This is a genomic window from Lysinibacillus sp. NPDC059133, assembly GCF_042755925.1.
Classification (GTDB): Bacteria; Bacillota; Bacilli; order Bacillales_A; family Planococcaceae; genus Lysinibacillus.
Map to the genome: position 1 here is coordinate 34,662 of NZ_JBHZDH010000003.1, position 20,371 is coordinate 55,032.

Below are 20,371 nucleotides of genomic sequence, written 5' to 3' on the forward strand. Positions count from 1 at the left end.
GGAATGAGGAGCGGTGACGGCTATTTTCATGAATATCTCGTGTTTCCTAAAAAAAATCGGAAATTGCTTCCATATATCAATAAATTTTATGTAGAAGTGGCTCATCACCAAAACGCATGGTTGATTTTCATTTCGACTGGGCGCTTTCCTGGGGGCGTCCAGTCGGAACGGAAATCAACATATTTATGAGATACGTTTTAAACAAATGTCATCCACAACTTTTTGTGATGAGTTGAAAAAAATCACTCTCACTATTTCTTTCTATGGACAATTAACTTTCGTAATCCGTTTCCAATATTATATGAATGCCAATCTTGCTAACTGAACTTTTTCTTCTTCAGATAAAGGTACACTCTTTCCAGTTTGAGGGTCCATTTGCACTACCGTCCCACGCCCCGTAAAGCAAACCTCATCATGCTGATTTTTCGCTAAGTAATGAATATCCATCGATGAGTTCCCTACTGTCGCTATCTTCGTATAAATTCTTAGCACATCATCAAAGAAAACTTGCTTTACGTAATCACACTGTAAGTCAGCTACAATTGGAATCGCTTCTACATTTCCATCAATTGCTGATGGCATGAGAACACCTAAATGACGGAAATAATCAATTCGTGCCTGTTCAAAATATGTAAAGCTAACAGTATTGTTCATATGACCGTACATATCCGTTTCTGAAAAACGTACACGAACCTCAATAAAAAATGCAAAATCCTTTGTCCATTCCTGAAAATCTCCGATATAATTTGCTTTCATATTAGCCATCCCCCTAATTTTCATTGCTTATTCCCGAAACAACAGATGGAATTAGCAAGTCATAAATGAATATATATTCATTATAAAAGAAAACACACTATTATCATAGAAGATTCAGATTTTTGAGCTAATTAATTTCAAATTTTCTTGTTCTTCGTATTCTATTTTTTGCATAATACTATGCTGTATAGAAGTCATCATAGTTAGTTTATTAATCTTTCTTGAAAATGTCCCTATTCAGAACTCTCACTACTACGAAACTTTAATCAGTAAAGAGCTTCTTCATCCCCACTGCGTATAAATCTTCATCCATCTTACATTTACAAGCGATTAATCTACAAAATTATTTACTATTACACATAGAAAAAAACTCCCTCACACATTGAGTGTAAGGGAGTTTGGGAGTAAAGCTTGTATTATTAGTCAACGTAGTGGTCAGAACCGAAGAAGTTACGGAACATTTGCACTGAAGTTGCACGGTTTAATGATGCGATAGATGTTGTTAAAGGAATACCTTTTGGACAAGCAGCTACACAGTTTTGTGAGTTACCGCAGTTTGCAAGGCCTCCATCACCCATGATTGCATTTAAACGTTGGTCTTTAATCATTGCACCAGTTGGGTGAGTGTTGAATAGACGTACTTGTGATAATGGTGCTGGTCCGATGAATGAAGCTTTTTCAGACACGTTTGGACATGCTTCCATACATACACCACAAGTCATACATTTAGATAATTCATAAGCCCATTGACGTTTACCTTCTGGCATACGTGGACCTTCACCTAAATCATAAGTACCATCGATTGGAACCCACGCTTTAACTTTTTTAAGTGCATTGAACATACGTTCACGGTCAACTTGTAAGTCACGAATAACTGGGAAAGTTTTCATAGGCTCAAGTTTAATTGGCTCAGTCAATTGGTCAACAAGAGTTGAACATGATTGACGTGGGCGGCCATTGATAACCATTGAACATGCACCACAAACTTCTTCAAGACAGTTCATATCCCATGCTACTGGAGTAGTGTTTTCACCATTTTCAGTAACAGGATTTTTTTGAATTTCCATTAAAATAGAAATTACGTTCATACCATGACGGTAAGGCACTTGGAATTTTTGCCAGTAGCCATTGCCGCCTTTTGTATCTTGACGTAAAATTTCCACTTTGACCATTCTTCCAGTATTAGCTGCGATATTCATAATTCTTAGTCTCCTTTCGCAGAGTAATCACGTTTACGTGGTGGAATTAATGAAACGTCGACTTCTTGGTACGTGATGATTGGATCACCAGTAGTTGGGTCAAACTTCGCAATTGTTGTTTTTAAGAAGTTCTCATCATCACGGTTCGGGAAATCTGGCTTATAGTGAGCACCGCGAGATTCGTTACGTAGTAATGCACCTTTTGTCATTACTTTTGCTAGGTAAATCATATTTTTCAACTGACGCGTAAAGTGAGCACCTTGGTTACTCCATTTTTGAGTATCGTTGACGTTAATGTTTTCCCAACGTTTTTGGAATTCATCAAGTTTATTCAATGTATCTTGAAGTTGGTCGTTGTAACGTACTACTGTCATAGTAGCTGTCATCATTTCACCAAGCTCTTTATGAAGCAAGTAAGCGTTTTCTGTGCCGTCCATTTTCATGACAGCATCCCACTTAGCTTGTTCTTCTTTAACGCGAGCATCGAATACTTCTTGAGGAAGATCTTCAGCATGCTTTTTAAGATGTTTAACATAATCTACTGCGTTTGGTCCAGCAACCATACCGCCATAGATAGCAGATAATAATGAGTTCGCACCAAGACGGTTTGCACCATGTTGAGAATAATCACATTCACCTGCTGCAAATAGACCAGGAATTTCAGTCATTTGGTTGTAGTCAACCCATAATCCACCCATTGAGTAGTGAACTGCTGGGAAGATTTTCATTGGTAATTTACGTGGGTCATCCCCTACGAATTTTTCGTAGATCTCGATGATACCACCTAGTTTAACGTCTAATTCATGTGGATCTTTATGAGAAAGATCTAGGTATACCATGTTTTCGCCGTTGATACCAAGTTTTTGGTTTACACAAACGTCGAAAATTTCACGTGTTGCAATATCACGTGGTACTAAGTTACCATATGCAGGATATTTTTCTTCTAGGAAGTACCAAGGTTTACCGTCTTTATAAGTCCAAATACGGCCACCTTCACCACGAGCTGACTCTGACATTAGACGGTTTTTGTCATCTCCAGGAATCGCTGTTGGGTGAATTTGGATGAACTCACCATTCGCGTATGAAGCACCTTGTTGGTAAACGATAGAAGCAGCAGAACCTGTATTAATAACAGAGTTTGTTGTTTTACCGAAGATAATACCAGGGCCACCAGTCGCCATAATAACAGCGTCTGCACGGAATGATTTGATTTCTTCTGTACGCATATCTTGCGCTACGATACCACGACAAACGCCGTCAGGATCGACTACTGCACCAAGGAATTCCCAGTGCTCATATTTGTTCACTAAACCAGCTACTTCGTGAGAGCGAACTTGCTCGTCTAGTGCGTATAGTAATTGCTGACCAGTTGTTGCACCAGAGAAGGCTGTACGATGCATTAAAGTACCACCGAAACGACGGAAGTCAAGAAGACCTTCTGGTGTACGGTTGAACATTACACCCATACGGTCCATTAAGTGAATAATACCAGGGGCTGCATCACACATACCCTTAACAGGTGGTTGGTTCGCTAAGAAGTCCCCACCATAAACTGTATCATCAAAGTGGATCCAAGGAGAATCCCCTTCACCTTTTGTATTTACCGCACCATTAATTCCGCCCTGCGCACATACAGAGTGTGAGCGTTTTACAGGAACTAATGAGAATAAATCAACTTCAGTACCAACTTCAGCTGCTTTAATCGTTGCCATCAGACCAGCTAGACCGCCGCCGACAACAATTATTTTGCTTTTCGCCATGATTATTTCTCACTCCTCTTAAAAAATTGCAATGATTGCATGTACTCTATAGTAGCTTCTATTAAATTAAACAAAAGCTAAAATAGCAGCCACACCAACTACACTTAGAATTACGAAAATAATGTTTGTTACATAAGTAGCAATCTTTTGAGACTGAGGAGATTGTACAATACCCCAGCTTACTAGGAATGCCCATAAACCGTTAGATAAGTGGAAAGTTGCTGATATAATACCAACGATGTAGAATCCAAGCATGAATGGATTAGAAACGATATCCGCCATCATGTCGTAATCAACTTCTGTACCAAGTGCTTTTTGAACACGAGTTTGGAAAATATGCCATGCAATGAAGATCACTAAGAATACACCAGTGAAACGTTGTAATGAGTACATCCAGTTACGGTATGTGCTGAAACGTCCTGTATTTGGTGTAGCAGTGAATGCAATGTAGACACCATAGAATGCGTGGAACATTAATGGAATATAAATGACAATCCATTCAACTAGGATAAGGAATGGAATCTTTTCCATTACTGCGGTAGCATCGTTGTAACTTTCTGCTCCGCCTGTTGCTGTAAAGTTAATGAACAGGTGCATCGTTAAAAACAGACCTACTGGAATGATACCAAGTAGAGAATGTAAGCGACGCCATAAAAACTCTCGATCTTTCGACAAGACTGTTACCCCCCTTAGTACTTAAAATATCACAACAAAAGAAGTCATCATTTTGTAACTGATACTTCATTGACTGTGTATTTCATCATGGTACAATATTATGACATGTTTATTGTACTCTCAAGAGCTACGAGCGTCAAGGCAACTAAGAGTTTTTCACAATCCTTATTAAAGAAATAATCTAGTACATGACGCATCGTTTTTTCTCGAAAAATCTATCTTTACTTTATCAGTGTCAAATTTTAAGAAAATTCTAAGAAAGAAGGATTTAAATGTTAAACACTTCATCACCTACAATCTCAGCATTTGGCTACGAGATAATTCGCGATTATATTTTATCTTCTATTCTTGGTAAACATGAAGCAGATGTACTTTACTGGGCAGGAAAAGATCTAGCTCGTAAGTTCCCATGTAAAAGTCAAGAAGAACTTATCGCATTTTTCGCAGATGCCTGTTGGGGTAATTTAGAGCTTGTCAAAGAAACGAAGGATGGGCGTATATTCCAGTTGACAAATGATCCAGAACTGATACAAATCGGTCTTCGTAGCTTTAGACTTGAAGCAGGATTTATAGCTGAACAAATCCAGCAAGCAAAAGGTTATTTAACAGAATGCTATGATGAAAAACGCGAAAAGCAACAGAACGTTATGTTTACAGTAAAATGGGACGTCAAAGAACGAATCATGTACACTGTTCCAACAGAATAAAACAAAATGGATTGTCACCCTAAATTTATGGATGACAATCCTTTTTTAGTGTTGGAAAACAAAATGGCCAAGGAAACCTTTGTGAATGTTGTGTCTCTTTAGATGAGGGTGGTTTCTGTTCCAGTCTACTCCAATCAACGATTGCGTAAAACTAACACTATTGCTACTCACCATAATCAAACAGAAAAGACTTATAACAGTGATGCGGTTGTACACCCATTGTTGCTGTCGCACAGACAAACTCCTTTGCTGACACTTCGCTTTCGACATAACTGAAGTTTTGTTTTATCGCTATAAATTGGATTGACATGCTATGTGAAATAGTTGATTGGAGTGGAAGCTGGGCGACTCCTTGGGGATTAGCGTAAGAGGAACGAAGGCTAAGAACATCACGTCCTGTGATAACGCCTTCGTGACCAACATCGTGTTGGCCCGAGACCCTGCAGCGAGCACATAGGGAACGAAGGCTAAGAGCATCACATCCTGTGATAACGCCTTCGTGACCAACATCGTGTTGGCCCAAGCGGCTCATCGGACGCCCCCAGGAAGCTCTGCGCGAAAGCGAAGCGTCAGCGACAAAGCGCCCAGCTGGAACGGAAATCAACCCCTCACTTTGCTGAGAGCCAGAATTTATTTGATAGGACACCTTATTCATTGAAAAATAGTTTTTTCAACAACATGAAAAGATTGTCATTCCAAATTGATGAATGGCAATCCTTTTCTATATTTATAGTTGGCCATGTCTTTCTTTTAAAAGCACATCTATTAACGAAATAAACGCTTCTAAAATATTTAGTGAGTGTTGAATCATTTCCTCTAAGTTTATAATTGACAGTTCATTCACTAATTTTTGTGCGGCCCTATGTACTAATTCATGGGGTTGTTCTATTTGTCGATATTCTGGTAAATTTCGATATTCCTCAAAATGGCCATAATACCATTCCCCAAACTTACATTGATGATGCGTTTTTATAGTTTCTTTATGGCCAGCCTTTTGAATAGCATTTCGTAAAAAGCTAGCATGATCCATTAACCTTGCTGCCAATTGGCTCACTACCGTTTGCTCTTTGGGCTTACGGATTGTAGGTGCAATAGCTTTTAACATTTCAGATACTTGATTTTGTATTATTTCCGAGAAGTCACTAGTATGAGATAATTCAGTCGTTGTTTCCGCTAAACGACCTACAGCTATTACATTTTCTTCTGATGCAGCTGTCATTTGATGAATGCCATGTGCTGCTTCTTCAATATTTTTGCTTGTGACAGTCAAATTAGCAATATTGTTCTTCATGATGCTTAAAAAGTCAGTTAAATAATGTTCAACTTGTTTGATATTGTTTATTGTATTATGTAATTTCTTATCAATGACTGATCGAATCTTCGTCATTTCTTGCAATGAACCTTTCGAGCTGCTGGCTAACTTTCCTACTTCCATCGCGACAACATTAAATCCCTTTCCATGCTCGCCAGCACGTGCGGCTTCAATAGAGGCATTTAAGGATAGTAGTTGTGTTTGATCAGCAATCCCGGTTACACTTTTACCAACATCATCCATTTTAGTCATTTCATTAGATAACTGCTCTGTTGAATGACCTCCTTTAGCCAACAACTCCTGAACCATTTCACCTTTTGAAATGGATGATTCCATTTCCTCTACAAGGAGTAATGAATGCTGTTTTATTTCTTGAATGTTTGCATTAACATTTTGCTCAACTGCAAGCATCTCTTCAGTATTTGACGACATTTCTTCACTCATTGCTGAAATATCCCCTACACCCGCTGAAACATTTTGAACCTTTAAAGCCGTTTGAAAATTAATTAGCTCCATATGCGCTAGGACAAAGTCTAAAATCGCATTTTTCACATCAATGCTTTCCTGCTCAAGTTCTAATTCCAGGATTCGCTTTTTTAATAATTGTATTTCTAAATCGTTGTTTCTCTCAACGCCTTCATCTACTGGCTTTTGAAATAAACCGAACAATACCATACAAACTCCCACCTTCCACTTGGTAAAACATGTCACTTTTTATTATATAACAATAGAATTGGATAAATTATTAAATTGATGTGAACAAAAAAAGATGTGCCCATTCCAGAAGATTCATTCTAAGTGAAGTAGTTGATTGGAGTGGAGGCTGGGCTACTCCTTGGGGATCAGCAAAAGAGGAACGAAGGCTAAGAACATCACGTCCTGTGATAACGCCTTCGTGACCAACATCGTGTTGGCCCGAGACCCTGGAGCGAGCAAAGCGAGTGAAGCGGCTCATCGGACGCCCCCAGGAAGCTCTGCTCTGCGCGAAAGCGAAGCGTCAGCGGCAAAGAGCCCAGCCGGAACGGAAATCACCCCCTCGTTTTGCCATAGAACCCTACTTTATTTAATATGACATATTAATTTCATTGACATAATAGTTTTTCAACAACATGAAAAGATGTGCCTTTTACTGACACATCTTCTTCAACATTATATGTAAAGCGCTTGTTCTAAGTTAAATTCATCATGTAATGCATTTGCTGCATGAATCATTTCGTCCTGAGGAACAACGACAGACACTTTTATTTCAGAAGTACTGACCATTTTTACAGGGATACCTTCACGACGTAGACGATCAAACATACGGGCAGCCACCCCTGGATTAGATGCCATTCCTGAGCCAATAATAGAGACTTTTGCTAAGCCGATTTCAAAATCAGCAAAACTAAACCCTAGTGATAATTTGCTATCTTCTAGGACACGTAATGCATCGGCGAACTCCTCTTTTAAAATGGTAAACGATACAGTTGGCTTTAAGCCATCAATTATTGCTTGTACGATGATATCGACGTTTATGCGATTTTCTGCAAGTATTGTGAACATATCTGCTAACGAAGCATTAGAATAAGCATCATAACCCACCGTTAGGCGAATAACGTCTGACTCATAGGCAACACCACGTACAATTAAATTTTTCTCCATTTCAACTTCCTCCTTCAATAAAGTACCTACTGTATCTTTTTCGCTCGACCGAATGGTAACTGGGATTTGAAACTTCTTTGCTATTTCTACAGCCCGCGGGTGTAAAATTTGTGATCCTAAGTTTGATAGCTCTAGCATTTCATCATAGGAAATTTCTTTTAGCTTTCGTGCCCCAGCAATCTGACTTGGATCAGCTGTGTAGACTCCATCTACATTCGTGTAAATATCTACGCGCTCCGCCTCCAATGCTGCAGCAATAGCTATCGCCGTCGTTTCCGCACCACCTTTACCGAACGTCGTAATATTCCGAGAATTACAGATACCCTGTCCCCCTGCAACGATGACGATCTTCCCCTGCATAAAATGCTCTTCTATTCGACTAGCGTCTATCTCCTCAATACGTGCATTGCCATACATGACATCGGTTTGAATACCTACCTGCCAGCCTGTTAATGACACTGCCTCATATCCTTCTTCCTGCAAAGCAATCGCCACTAATGCACTTGATAGTTGTGAGCTTGTTGACAACAATGCGTCTAGTTCACGCTTAGACGCATTGTCTGATAGATCACGAGCCATCTTCCCTAATTCTTTAGACATCCCCCTCATTGCCGCAGTGACAACGACAATCTCAGTACCTCTTTCCTTTTCTGCAATCACCTTTTTCGCAACATCTTGAATGTGCTCTGTTGATGTTAATGTAGCACCACCAAATTTCATCACAATTCTCGCCATCCTTATCATTCTCCTTTGTATTTAATCATTTAAAGTAGCTATACTTTTGCGGCTCTTTACAAAGATAACGCTGCAAACTCAAAGCGACATTAAGTTATAGGGCTTGAACTAATACGGTTGGCATCACCTCTTACATAGTAGTAACTGCCTTGAAAGAAAGCTAAAAAGGCAGCTCCCACATAACGTGAAAGCTGCCTATAACATGTACAATAAAATAACTTGCGCATGTGTGATAGCTCTCCGAAACGATTAGAATCGACAGTCTTACATCTCTTAAATGTAAAACCAGCACAGCATCGGAAACAACGATGCTCCACTTCGGCAAGATCCCCTTTCATACATTTTCACTGGACTTGTTCGTCCTCGAATGTACTACTCCTAAATCTTGCACCTCTATCATCACTAAATAGTGAATGTATTTAATTGAACCTTATAGTTTATGGATAAATAGAAACTACAAAAAACTAAGGCTCCGTACATAAACATTGCTATATTGAAGAACAATGTTATATACAACCTTAGCATACGTCTAATCCTTTGACAATGTCTCTTGTTGAAAATAAGCATGAATATTGCTAGCTAAATTAGCAGGCATTCCTGCTTCTTCTAACGCCTGTACACTTGCCTCACGAATTTTTTTGACAGAGCCAAAATGCTTAAGTAATTGCTGTTTTCGCTTTGGACCAACGCCCTCTATATGATCGAGGACAGATTGTATAGCATGCTTCTCGTGCTGCTGTCGTAAGAAGGTAATAGCAAAGCGGTGTACTTCGTCTTGAATTCGCTGCAGTAAATAGAAGCCATCACTTGTGCGCTTTAATGCAATGACTTCAGGTGGATCACCGAATAGAAGCTGTGACGTATTATGCTTTTCATCTTTTGCTAATCCGGCAATTGGAATGACAAGGCCGAGCTCATCCTCTAATACTTCTCTTGCAACTTCCATTTGCCCCTTCCCACCGTCAATTAGTACTAAATCTGGTAAAGGTAGACCTTCTTTTAATACGCGTGTGTAACGACGACGGATTACTTCCTGCATTGCCCCGTAATCATCGTGCTTGGCAGCTGTACGTGTTTTGTACTTTCGATACTCCTTCTTTGCGGGTTTTCCATCGATAAATGCAACCATTGCAGATACAGCATCTGTCCCATGCATATGACTATTATCGAAAGCTTCAATCCGTAAAGGCGTAGAAATGCTCATAGCTTCACCAAGCGCCTCACATGCTCCTATAGTGCGTTCTTCCTGACGTTCAATAAGTTGGAACTTCGCTGCTACAGCAATTTCAGCATTTTTCGTCGCTAATTCAACTAGCTCTTTTTTTTGCCCACGTTTTGGTGTAAGTACCTTAACTTCTAATAATTCCGTTAAAATATCTGCATCAATAGATTGTGGGATAAAGATCTCCTTAGGCTTAATGTGCTCTAGCTTTTCGTAAAATCGTCCAACGAACGTTAAAAATTCCTCTTCTGCCTCTTGGTAAATTGGGAAAATCGAGACATCTCGCTCAATAAGCTTTCCTTGACGGACAAAGAAAACTTGAACACACATCCAGCCCTTCTCGACGGCATAGCCAAATACATCGCGGTTAGTTGTATCACTTGAGACGATTTTTTGCTTTTGCATGACTGTATCGATATGTGCAATTTGATCACGAAATTCCTTTGCACGCTCAAACTCTAAATTTTCTGCGGCCGCTAGCATTTTTACCTCTAGCTCCTTTTTGACTTCCTCAACCCCACCATTTAAAAATTTTGTCATATCCTCAATCATATCGTGGTAAACTTCAGCATCAATATCCTTCACACAAGGGGCTAGACATTGCCCCATGTGATAATACAAACAAACCTTGCTAGGGAGTTGTACACATTTTCGCAGAGGATATAAACGATCTAGCAGCTTTTTCGTCTCACTTGCTGCATACGCATTCGGATATGGACCAAAATATTTTGCCTTATCCTTTTTCACTTTTCGTGTTGTAATAAGGCGTGGGTGTTTTTCATTTGTAATTTTTAAATACGGATACGTTTTATCATCCGTCAGCATAATATTGTACTTCGGATCATGAAGTTTTATAAGATTAAGCTCTAAAATTAAAGCTTCAATATTGGAGGATGTCACAATGTACTCAAAATCTTCTATTTCGCTTACAAGTCTTTGTGTTTTCCCTTCATGCGTACCAGTAAAATACGAGCGCACTCGATTTTTCAGCACTTTTGCTTTCCCGACATAAATAATGGTTCCTTGTCGATCTTTCATCAAATAGCAGCCAGGCTGATCTGGTAAAATTTCAAGCTTTCGTTTAATTAAATCATTCATCGCCTACCTGCCCCCTTTTTGTTCAAACTAACATTCGTTCTTTACATGCATTATGATACTTATCTCTTTATTATATAACGAAAAAAAGCCAAGCACATCTATTGATGGCTCGACTCTTTTTTTCTTACAAATTAAGCATGTTTTGCGATAAATGCTTCTAACGCTTCTTTTGGTTGGAAACCAACAGTTTTATCTACTAATTCACCGTCTTTGAATAATAGTAATGATGGGATAGACATAATTTGGTATTGCGCTGCAGTACCTTGGTTGTTATCTACATCTACTTTTACAATTTTAGCCGCACTACCTGCAGCATCCATTTCTTCAAGAACTGGTCCAATCATTTTACATGGTCCGCACCAAGCAGCCCAAAAGTCTACTAGTACTAAACCTTCTTTAATATCGTCTTGGAAAGTTGCATCTGTTGCATGTACAATTGCCATTTGAAATCCTCCTTAAACTTACTATGTTTGTAGTATAGCATGGATAAATTCTCTTGAGCGAACAATCTGCCTAGTATGCATAATTTATGAAAAACAAGGTCGAAAATGGCATTAAGTTGATTTGTTATTTAGCTTCATTTTCTTGAAAACGACCTTTAAAGACATACGTTAACGTAATAAAGAGATAAATAGCTAATGTAATACCTGTTACGATAATAGATGTTGTAAAAATAATACCAATCAGGATTGCACTTAACGCAATAATAGCTATCCAAGTTGTATAAGGGAACCATTTCACTGCATAGGCACTTGTTTTTTCCGGCTGTATTTTACGCGATTTCAAATGCGCAATCGCAATAATTAGCCAAATAAATAACACGGTATATCCAAGTGAACCCATTAGGAAATCAAAAGTTTTGCTTCCCGCAAATAAAGAAAATATTACAGCTATATATAAAGCTAACGTACACATTAATATGGCATATACCGGAACTTTCCTTTTTGATAAATAGGCAAAGATTTTAGGAACACGCCCGTCCACAGCTTGTGTATACAGAACACGTGATGAACCATAAAGTCCTGAGTTCATTGATGAAATAATGGCAAGTAAAACAACAGCGTTCATAATATGGTCAGCACCAGGAATCCCAATCATTTTAAAAACCATTACAAACGGACTTTCTGGCACCCCGTTTACTTCATTCCAAGGAATCAAGCTAACGATTATAAAGAAAGGAATTAAATAAAAAGTCACGATACGTACTAATGTACTGCGAACAGCTTTTGGCACTACTTTCTCTGGATTTTTCGTTTCAGCTAATGTAATACCAATAATTTCAGTACCACCATAAGAATAAATAACTACAAGCATTGCAGCAATCAACCCCATTGATCCGTTCGGGAAGAAACCACCATGCTCCGTTAAATTTGAAAAACCAACAGCTGTATGATTACCAAAAGTAACAAGCAATAAAATTAATCCCGCTATAATGAACACCACAATAACGGTAATTTTAATTAACGCCAGCCAATATTCAGTTTCAGCAAAAACTTTCACCGATAACAAGTTAATGGCTGTAACTAACACCGAAACAGATAATGCAAGTATCCAAATTGGATAATCTGGCAACCAATACTGAATAAAAATTGCCGCAACTACAGCTTCTGCTGCAATATTTAACACCCACATTTTCCAATAAATCCAATCTAGGAAATAAGCTGGATACTTTCCTAAAACGGCTTGCACTAAATCTCTAAATGTTCTCGCTTCGCTATTGCGGACTGCCATTTCTGCTAAACCTTGCATAACAAATAGCAGAATAATCCCACCAATTAAGTACGCAATAAGTACTGATGGCCCTGCCATATCAATGGCTGTACTACTTCCCTTAAACAACCCTGCACCAATGGCACCACCTAAAGCCATCATCGTAATATGCCGTGAGGTCATCGTTCTCTGTAATTTCTGATTGTCATTTTCCATTTCTTTACCTCCTAAAATCAACAAATGCGCTAAAGTGCTCGTTTACATCCGACAAGCGCTGGAGAGCCCGAAGCAAAAGTAAGTGCTCCTCCACTTTTGCCCGAGGGATCGAAGCGACCTCGAGGATGTAGCGCTTTAGCCTAGACGCAAAAAAGGCATATCGTCTCTTCCTTCATTATCAAATGAAAGAAGAGACGATATGCCATAAGCAAACCGCGGTACCACTCTAATTGGTTCTTTAAGAACCCTGCTTAAAAACCTAATAACGAAGGTTAACCGTCCAACAAATAGAATATTCTGCAAATTCCATTTATCTTTACCGCTCCTAGGCAAGTTCAAAGTCTTATTGGACTGCGTTGCACCAACCCGCAGCTCTCTTCACCAAATAATGAGCTTTTACTACTCCTAATCTTTGCGTTTACAAATTGATTTAAATTAATATTCATCACTATACGTTCTAAAATTAATTATGTCAACATTTTATTTTGCAATAACTTTTAAAAATCAAAAAATTCAACAAAAAAAGCAGGGAAGATAAATCCTCCCTGACTTTAAATATCAATTAATTAGGCATTCACTTTTAACGCTTTAAATTCTTCGATTAGAAGAGGCACTACTTCAAATAAATCACCTACGATACCGTAGTCCGCAACTTTGAAAATATTTGCCTCTGGATCCTTATTAATCGCTACGATTACTTTTGAGTTTGACATACCCGCTAAGTGCTGAATTGCTCCAGAAATACCCGCTGCGATGTAAAGGTCTGGTGTTACTACCTTACCTGTTTGACCAATTTGAAGTGAGTAGTCACAATATTCAGCATCACATGCACCACGTGAAGCACCAACTGCACCACCAAGTAAATCCGCTAGCTCTTTCAATGGTTCAAAGCCATCCTCCGACTTTACGCCACGACCACCTGCTACAACTACTTTTGCCTCTGAAAGATCGACACCCTCTGAAGATTTTCGAACAACCTCTTTAATGATTGTACGAAGGTTTGTAATATCTACAGTAAGAGAAGTGATGTCACCTGATTTGCCTGCTACTTTTTCTAATGGCGCAATATTATTTGGACGAACTGAAGCTAAAACTAAGCCGTCTTTTACTTTCACTTTTTCAAAAGCTTTACCAGAGTAAATTGGGCGGATGAATACAGCATCATCACCAGCACCTTCAATAGACGTTACATCAGATACAAGACCTGCTTGTAATTTACTTGCAATTTTAGGTGATAAATCTTTACCGTTTGCAGTATGACCAAAAACGATACCTGTTGGCTTTTCTTCCTCAATTACAGCTAATAAAGCTTGACCATAGCCATCAGATGTATATTGTTTTAAATGTGGGTGCTCTACCGTTACAACACGATCAGCACCATATTCAAATAATGGACCTGTTAAGTTTGCCACTGCATCTCCTAAAAGAACACCAACAACCTCACCGCCATCTGCGATTTGCTTTGCAGCCGCAATTGCTTCGAAAGAAACATTACGTAAGCTTCCTTCACGAACTTCACCTAATACTAATACTTTTTTTGACATAGTATATTCCCTCCGTTACCCTTTAAGATTCGATTTGTGTCATCAGATGACCTAAACTACTTTTGCCTCTGTATGAAGTAAGTTTACTAGCTCTTTTACTTGAGCAGAAAGTTCGCCCTCAAGAACACGACCTGCTGCCTTTTGAGCTGGCAAGAAAATATCAACCGTTTCTACCTTAACCTCTACATCATCTTCATCGATATCTAAATCATCTAACTCAAGTTCTGCAAGCGGTTTCTTCTTCGCTTTCATGATTCCTGGTAAAGATGGGTAACGCGGCTCGTTTAAACCTTGCTGAGCTGTTACTAAAAGTGGTAATGATGTCTCGATAACTTCGGAGTCACCTTCAATATCACGTACAATTTTCGCAGATGTTCCATCAATTTCAAGCTTTGTAATTGTTGTTACATAGTTAATGCCTAGTAAATCTGCAACACGAGGTCCTACTTGACCAGAGCCTCCGTCAATTGCAACGTTACCTGATAAAATTAAATCAGCGTCTTTATCTTTTAAATACTCAGCCAAAATATAGGCTGCTGCATTTTGATCCAGTTCATCTAAATCGTCTTCTGTATTAATTAAAACCGCTTCATCAGCTCCCATTGCAAGAGCTGTGCGTAATTGCTTCTCTGTATCTTCGCCACCAATTGAAACAACTGTTACTTTACCACCAGCAGCGTCTCGTACTTGGATGGCCTCTTCAATGGCATATTCATCGTAAGGATTGATGATGAACTCTGCACCATCCTCTTGGATTTTACCACCCGACACAACGATTTTTTCTTCTGTATCAAACGTACGTTTAATTAATGCAAAAATATTCATATATTCATACCCCCTGAAACGTTTTTTAATTCTAAGTAAACTTATAAATATTATATATTTTCAGTGTCGATAACGTCGATAACACTCTTTCAAGTCGCTATCGACACTGATGGAATATTATTTACCAGTAAACACAGGCTCGCGTTTTTCAATAAATGCTTGAATTCCCTCTTTTGCATCTTCCGAAACGAATACTGTACCAAAGGATTTCGCTTCCGCCTCAATCCCTTCATAGAATGAAGCATGCTTTGCATATTGCAATGTTTGAATAGCTGCTTTTAAAGCAACTGGGCTCTTCTTCGCAATTTTCTTCGCTACCTTTAGCGTTTCTTCTAGTAATGCTTCATCTGTAAATGCACGATTTGCTAAACCCCATTGTACAGCTTCTGTACCGGAAATCGGCTCACTTGTAAACATCATTTCTGCAGCTTTTGCAACTCCTACATATCGTGGTAGACGTTGTGTACCCCCAAAACCTGGAATCAGACCTAATTGTAATTCAGGTAGCCCTAATTTCGCAGATTCTGTCACAAAGCGCAGATGACAACTCATCGCTAGTTCAAGGCCCCCGCCTAGTGCAGCACCATGAATTGCAGCAATAATAGGTTTAGAGAACGATTCAACTCGCTCAAAAACTTGTTGGCCATTGTTCGCTAGCTTTGAAAATTCATCACCAGAATCAACCTCTGTAAACTCTTTAATGTCTGCACCCGCTGAGAAGAAACGACCTTCGCCATGAAGTACAAGGACACGTACAGCGTCATCATGTTCTACTTCATCTAGCACAGCATTTACTTCGGCGATGATTCCGCGAGATAATGCGTTTGCTGGTGGGCGTGCAATTGTAATAATCGCTACTCCATCCTCTGCTTTCCAACTTAGAAATTCCATTTCTCCACATCCTTTTAAGCTTTAATACCGTTCAGGATTAATGCCTGAACTTTTGGAACCTGTTCTATCAAATCATATCGATATTCATTCATAACCCACGACGTAATGGTTTCGTCAATGGTTCCAAACACCATTTGACGCGCCAAGCGTACATCCATCGTTTGATTGAACTCACCTGATAGCATACCTTCAATTAAAATTTGATCCAGTAATTGTAAATACTCTCTTAACACCGAATTGATCTTTAGTCGTAAATCTTTATTCGATTGTCGTAGTTCTAATTGTGTGACGGTTGCTAGGTATCGATCTGTCGCTAGAACATTAAAATGATTTTCTATCATTCGTGAAAGTTTGTCCTTAGACGTACTTCCATTTTCTATTATATCTTGTAATGACTCTACAAAAACAGCCATTTTTTCATTAAAGACAGAAATTAATATATCTTCTTTATTTTTAAAATATAAATAGATTGTTCCATCGGCCACCCCTGCCTGTTTAGCAATCTTCGATACCTGTGCTTGATGATACCCATTTTCTGCAATAACGATGACAGCTGCATCAATAATTTGCTTATATTTTGGCTTATCACGTTTCACCTTTATATCACCACCTAAAAAAACTTGCACACACCAACATGATGTCATCCCTCAATGATCAGCAATCTAAAACTGATATATTTTAAGGAAATGTGACGTGGAAACCTAAAAAAATATGAAAATATGAATGGTCATTCATTCATATTTTCATATTATAATTTACATCTTTGCTTGTCAATACTTTACCACGTATTTATTTTGCTTCTTTATTCACCAATTTCGTTTTTTCTTCGTCCACTAACGAGCGACGCAAAATTTTTCCAACAGCTGTTTTCGGTAGTTCATCTCTAAACTCATAATAGCGGGGAACTTTGAAAGCAGCCAAGTTTTGACGACAATATTTATTTAATTCGTCTTCTGTAATCGAATATCCTTCTTTTAAAACAATATAAGCTTTTACTGTTTCTCCTCGATACGGGTCTGGTATGCCCGCAACTACACATTCTTGGATTTCCTCTCGCTCATATAGTACTTCCTCTACCTCACGGGGGTAAATATTAAAACCACCTGCGATAATTATATCTTTTTTACGATCAACTACATAGAAATAGCCCTCCTCGTCCATATAGCCCAGATCGCCTGTTAAAAACCAGCCATCTACAAACGCTGCAGCTGTATCCTCAGGGCGATTCCAATAGCCTTTCATAACCTGTGGACCCTTTACAGCTATTTCACCAACCTCACCAACTGGAAGCGCCTCTGTATCCCCTGTACGTAAAATTATTGAATCCGTATTTGGCCAAGGTAAACCAATCGAGCCCATGACACGCTTACCCCAAATAGGTGTAGAATGTGTGACAGGAGAAGTTTCTGTTAATCCATATCCTTCTACAAGTTTTCCCCCTGTTACCGCTTCAAATTTCTCCTGCACCTCAACTGGCAATGAAGCGGATCCACTTATGCATGCTTTTATGGACGATAAGTCGTACTTTGCAATATCCGGGTGATTTAATAAACCAATATATAAAGTCGGTGCACCCGGGAATAGTGTTGGTTTTTGTTTATCAATCGTTTTCAAGGCTGTCTCTGCATCAAACTTTGGTAATAACACCATCTTATTTTGCGTGAATACGGATAATAAAATAACAGCAGTCATACCATAAACATGGAAGAATGGCAGTATGCCCATAATGGTTTCTTCACCATGTACACATTTATACATCCATGCATCACACATTGTTGTATTAGCAATTAAATTTTTATGGGTCAGCATCACACCCTTAGGGAAGCCAGTCGTTCCACCTGTATATTGAAGCAGTGCTACGTCCTCTTCAAAATCAAATGGAATATCAATCATTTTGATGGGCGCAGAGCGCATAATTTCTGTAAATAAATGATTTTGACCACTATGTTCAACCTTTACGCTAAAACCGTACTGCTTTTTTTGAATATAGGGATAAACTAAATTTTTAGGAAACGGTAAATAATCTTTAATAGCTGTGACAATTACATTTTCAAGTGCAGTTTCTTTTATGATTTTCATAACACGTGGATACAAAATATCCATCAATAAAATAACTTTCGCACCTGAATCAGCCATTTGATATTGAAGTTCACGCTCAGTATAAAGTGGATTTGTTTGTACGACAATCGCTCCAGCATACATTGCCCCGTAGTAAGCGATTACACTTTGTGGTGAGTTTGGCAGCATAATCGCTACTCGATCTCCCTTTTCCACCCCAAGGGCTTGTAAATAGTTTGCGAACCTTAGCGCTGACTCATATAACTCGGTGTACGTCAAATCCTTTCCCATAAAGTGAATCGCAACTTTGGATGGATTCTTTTTATAGGCGCGTGTCAAAAACTCTTGCACAGGAATTTCCTCAAACGTTAAAGACGATGGTATTTCTTCAGGATAATTTTTTAGCCATGGTTTTGTTGTCATACGTCCTCTCCCCTTTGCCCCAAACTTTGTAAACTCTTACTTTAATTATAATGAAAAAGAAATAGTCTTTCAAACATAAAATAGAAAATAAATGTATTTACGATTAATTATTATGCATTTCACAACATTTATATAACTGTATTTCTTAGGATTTTTGATCAGTAGGCCGTGTGAATACTCATTCATTCTTTCTTTTTTCATGCACAAGACTGAGTTAGTATTTCTATATTCCAAAAATAATTTTTTAATGATAACTTTTTAGATAGATGAAGGAATATTAATAGGTTTTAGTAGTATTTTATGAGGGGGTTGATGTGAAGGGGATGTAACTTATGATTTTTTTCGAGAGTATTGAAGTTTTTTATCTATTGGAGTGATTACACACTTAACCTTAGCGATTTCTCTTCGGGCGTGAGCAGTTCTTCACTCTTTTCCGTCGCTTCGGCTCTTCTTTCCGTCACTTCGACTATTCTTTCCGTCGCTTGAGCTTTCCTATCCGTCGCCCTGCCTTCTTTCCGTCGCTTCGACACTTCTTTCCGTCGCTTCGGCTATTCTTTCCGTCGCTCTGCCTTCTTTCCGTCGCTCTGGCTATTCTTTCCGTCGCTCTGACTATTCTTTCCGTCACTTCGACTATTCTTTCCGTCGCTTGAGCTTTCCTATCCGTCGCCCTGCCTTCTTTCCGTCACTTCGGCTATTCTTTCCGTCGCTCTAGCTTTCCTATCCGTCGCTCTGCCTTCTTTCCGTCACTTCTGCTATTCTATCCGTCGCTCTGGCTATTCTTTCCGTCACTTCGACTATTCTTTCCGTCGCTTTAGCTTTCCTATCCGTCGCCCTACCTTCTTTCCGTCGCTTCGACACTTCTTTCCGTCGCTTCGACTATTCTTTCCGTCGCTTGAGCTTTCCTATCCGTCGCCCTGCCTTCTTTCCGTCGCTTCGGCTCTTCTTTCCGTCACTTCGACTATTCTTTCCGTCGCTTGAGCTTTTCTATCCGTCGCCCTGCCTTCTTTCCGTCACTAGCTTCCCAAGCAGTTCTTCTCTTTACCCATAAAAAAACGCATCCTCATAAAAGGATGCGCTTTTTGCTTAAACGGTCGTCATATAATAGACACCGACTGCCAAAAATGCGATGCAGACAATGATTAGTATTTTCGCTAATTTTTCCATGTCATTACACTCCTATGCAATACTTGCCCCAATAACAAACGATAGACCGACTGAAATAGTGAAGGATATGAAGCCGACTGAGCGATTATCATTTGCGATTTCCTGATCGACATTAAATCGTGGTGTCATAAATTCAAATAAGAAATACGCCACAATTAGTAATGTAAAACCAAAAAGGCCCCAGCCAATCATTTCACTTAAGGTACTATGGCGCGCAATTGAAAAGCGAAAAATATTACAGATCCCCAGTATTTTCCCACCTGTTGCGAGTGCCACAGCGATATTACCTTTTTTAATTTCTTCCCAATTTTTATATTTCGTAACGACTTCGAACAATGCCATCGAGACGACTAAACACAATACAACAACACTAAAATATCCTGCCGTTTCGATAATTGGATATCGCCAAAAGCTAGAATTCAGCATTTTCTCCGT

16 protein-coding genes, 1 riboswitch and 1 other annotated feature are annotated in these 20,371 nt (G+C 39.0%); of the genes, 1 reads left to right on the forward strand and 15 read right to left on the reverse strand.

What is annotated here, in order from left to right; translation table 11 throughout:
• Positions 1–297 precede the first annotated feature (297 nt).
• The 4 genes from ACFXN8_RS02710 to ACFXN8_RS02725 form a co-directional block, all read right to left on the reverse strand.
• Positions 298–756, reverse strand: coding sequence for an acyl-CoA thioesterase (locus tag ACFXN8_RS02710; RefSeq protein ID WP_376075170.1), 459 nt, complete (start codon positions 754–756; stop codon positions 298–300).
• 419 nt (positions 757–1,175) lie between these two features.
• Positions 1,176–1,955, reverse strand: a complete 780-nt coding sequence (gene sdhB / locus ACFXN8_RS02715) for a succinate dehydrogenase iron-sulfur subunit (protein ID WP_053484915.1) — start codon at positions 1,953–1,955, stop codon at positions 1,176–1,178.
• 5 nt (positions 1,956–1,960) lie between these two features.
• Positions 1,961–3,715, reverse strand: a complete 1,755-nt coding sequence (gene sdhA, locus ACFXN8_RS02720; protein WP_386842605.1) for a succinate dehydrogenase flavoprotein subunit — start codon at positions 3,713–3,715, stop codon at positions 1,961–1,963.
• Between the two features lie 66 nt (positions 3,716–3,781).
• Positions 3,782–4,390, reverse strand: a complete 609-nt coding sequence (locus ACFXN8_RS02725; RefSeq protein ID WP_376075165.1) for a succinate dehydrogenase cytochrome b558 subunit — start codon at positions 4,388–4,390, stop codon at positions 3,782–3,784.
• A gap of 272 nt (positions 4,391–4,662) precedes the next feature.
• On the opposite strand from ACFXN8_RS02725, the gene ACFXN8_RS02730 reads away from it, so the two are divergent.
• Positions 4,663–5,097, forward strand: a complete 435-nt coding sequence (locus tag ACFXN8_RS02730) for a YslB family protein (RefSeq protein ID WP_376075164.1) — start codon at positions 4,663–4,665, stop codon at positions 5,095–5,097.
• A 727-nt stretch (positions 5,098–5,824) separates the two neighbouring features.
• Here ACFXN8_RS02730 and ACFXN8_RS02735 read toward each other — a convergent pair.
• From ACFXN8_RS02735 to ACFXN8_RS02785, 11 genes are all read right to left on the reverse strand, one after another.
• The gene (locus tag ACFXN8_RS02735) at positions 5,825–7,084 is read right to left on the reverse strand and encodes a methyl-accepting chemotaxis protein (protein WP_386842607.1); all 1,260 of its coding nucleotides are present in this window, start codon (positions 7,082–7,084) and stop codon (positions 5,825–5,827) included.
• Positions 7,085–7,558: 474 nt separating this feature from the next.
• Positions 7,559–8,785 carry an aspartate kinase gene (locus ACFXN8_RS02740; protein ID WP_386842609.1) on the reverse strand — a complete coding sequence of 409 codons (1,227 nt, stop codon included), beginning with the start codon at positions 8,783–8,785 and terminating at the stop codon, positions 7,559–7,561.
• Positions 8,786–9,010: 225 nt separating this feature from the next.
• Positions 9,011–9,189: riboswitch (Lysine riboswitch) on the reverse strand.
• A gap of 125 nt (positions 9,190–9,314) precedes the next feature.
• Positions 9,315–11,105, reverse strand: coding sequence for an excinuclease ABC subunit UvrC (uvrC, locus tag ACFXN8_RS02745; protein ID WP_386842611.1), 1,791 nt, complete (start codon positions 11,103–11,105; stop codon positions 9,315–9,317).
• Between the two features lie 131 nt (positions 11,106–11,236).
• Positions 11,237–11,548: a thioredoxin gene (gene trxA, locus ACFXN8_RS02750; RefSeq protein WP_004226420.1), complete on the reverse strand. Its 312-nt coding sequence runs from the start codon at positions 11,546–11,548 to the stop codon at positions 11,237–11,239.
• 124 nt (positions 11,549–11,672) lie between these two features.
• The gene (locus ACFXN8_RS02755) at positions 11,673–13,031 is read right to left on the reverse strand and encodes an amino acid permease (protein ID WP_386842614.1); all 1,359 of its coding nucleotides are present in this window, start codon (positions 13,029–13,031) and stop codon (positions 11,673–11,675) included.
• Positions 13,032–13,218: 187 nt separating this feature from the next.
• Positions 13,219–13,453, reverse strand: a binding site (T-box leader).
• A 144-nt stretch (positions 13,454–13,597) separates the two neighbouring features.
• The gene (locus ACFXN8_RS02760; protein WP_376075153.1) at positions 13,598–14,575 is read right to left on the reverse strand and encodes an electron transfer flavoprotein subunit alpha/FixB family protein; all 978 of its coding nucleotides are present in this window, start codon (positions 14,573–14,575) and stop codon (positions 13,598–13,600) included.
• Positions 14,576–14,626: 51 nt separating this feature from the next.
• On the reverse strand, positions 14,627–15,400 hold the full coding sequence (locus ACFXN8_RS02765; RefSeq protein ID WP_376075151.1) for an electron transfer flavoprotein subunit beta/FixA family protein: 774 nt from the start codon (positions 15,398–15,400) through the stop codon (positions 14,627–14,629).
• A 117-nt stretch (positions 15,401–15,517) separates the two neighbouring features.
• Positions 15,518–16,291: an enoyl-CoA hydratase gene (locus ACFXN8_RS02770; protein WP_386842616.1), complete on the reverse strand. Its 774-nt coding sequence runs from the start codon at positions 16,289–16,291 to the stop codon at positions 15,518–15,520.
• A 14-nt stretch (positions 16,292–16,305) separates the two neighbouring features.
• Positions 16,306–16,887 (reverse strand): fatty acid metabolism transcriptional regulator FadR, encoded by a 582-nt coding sequence (locus tag ACFXN8_RS02775; protein ID WP_049667778.1) that lies wholly within the window; start codon positions 16,885–16,887, stop codon positions 16,306–16,308.
• Between the two features lie 193 nt (positions 16,888–17,080).
• The gene (locus ACFXN8_RS02780; RefSeq protein WP_386842619.1) at positions 17,081–18,772 is read right to left on the reverse strand and encodes an AMP-binding protein; all 1,692 of its coding nucleotides are present in this window, start codon (positions 18,770–18,772) and stop codon (positions 17,081–17,083) included.
• A gap of 1,176 nt (positions 18,773–19,948) precedes the next feature.
• Positions 19,949–20,362, reverse strand: coding sequence for a DUF350 domain-containing protein (locus tag ACFXN8_RS02785; protein WP_197144741.1), 414 nt, complete (start codon positions 20,360–20,362; stop codon positions 19,949–19,951).
• Positions 20,363–20,371: the final 9 nt, after the last annotated feature.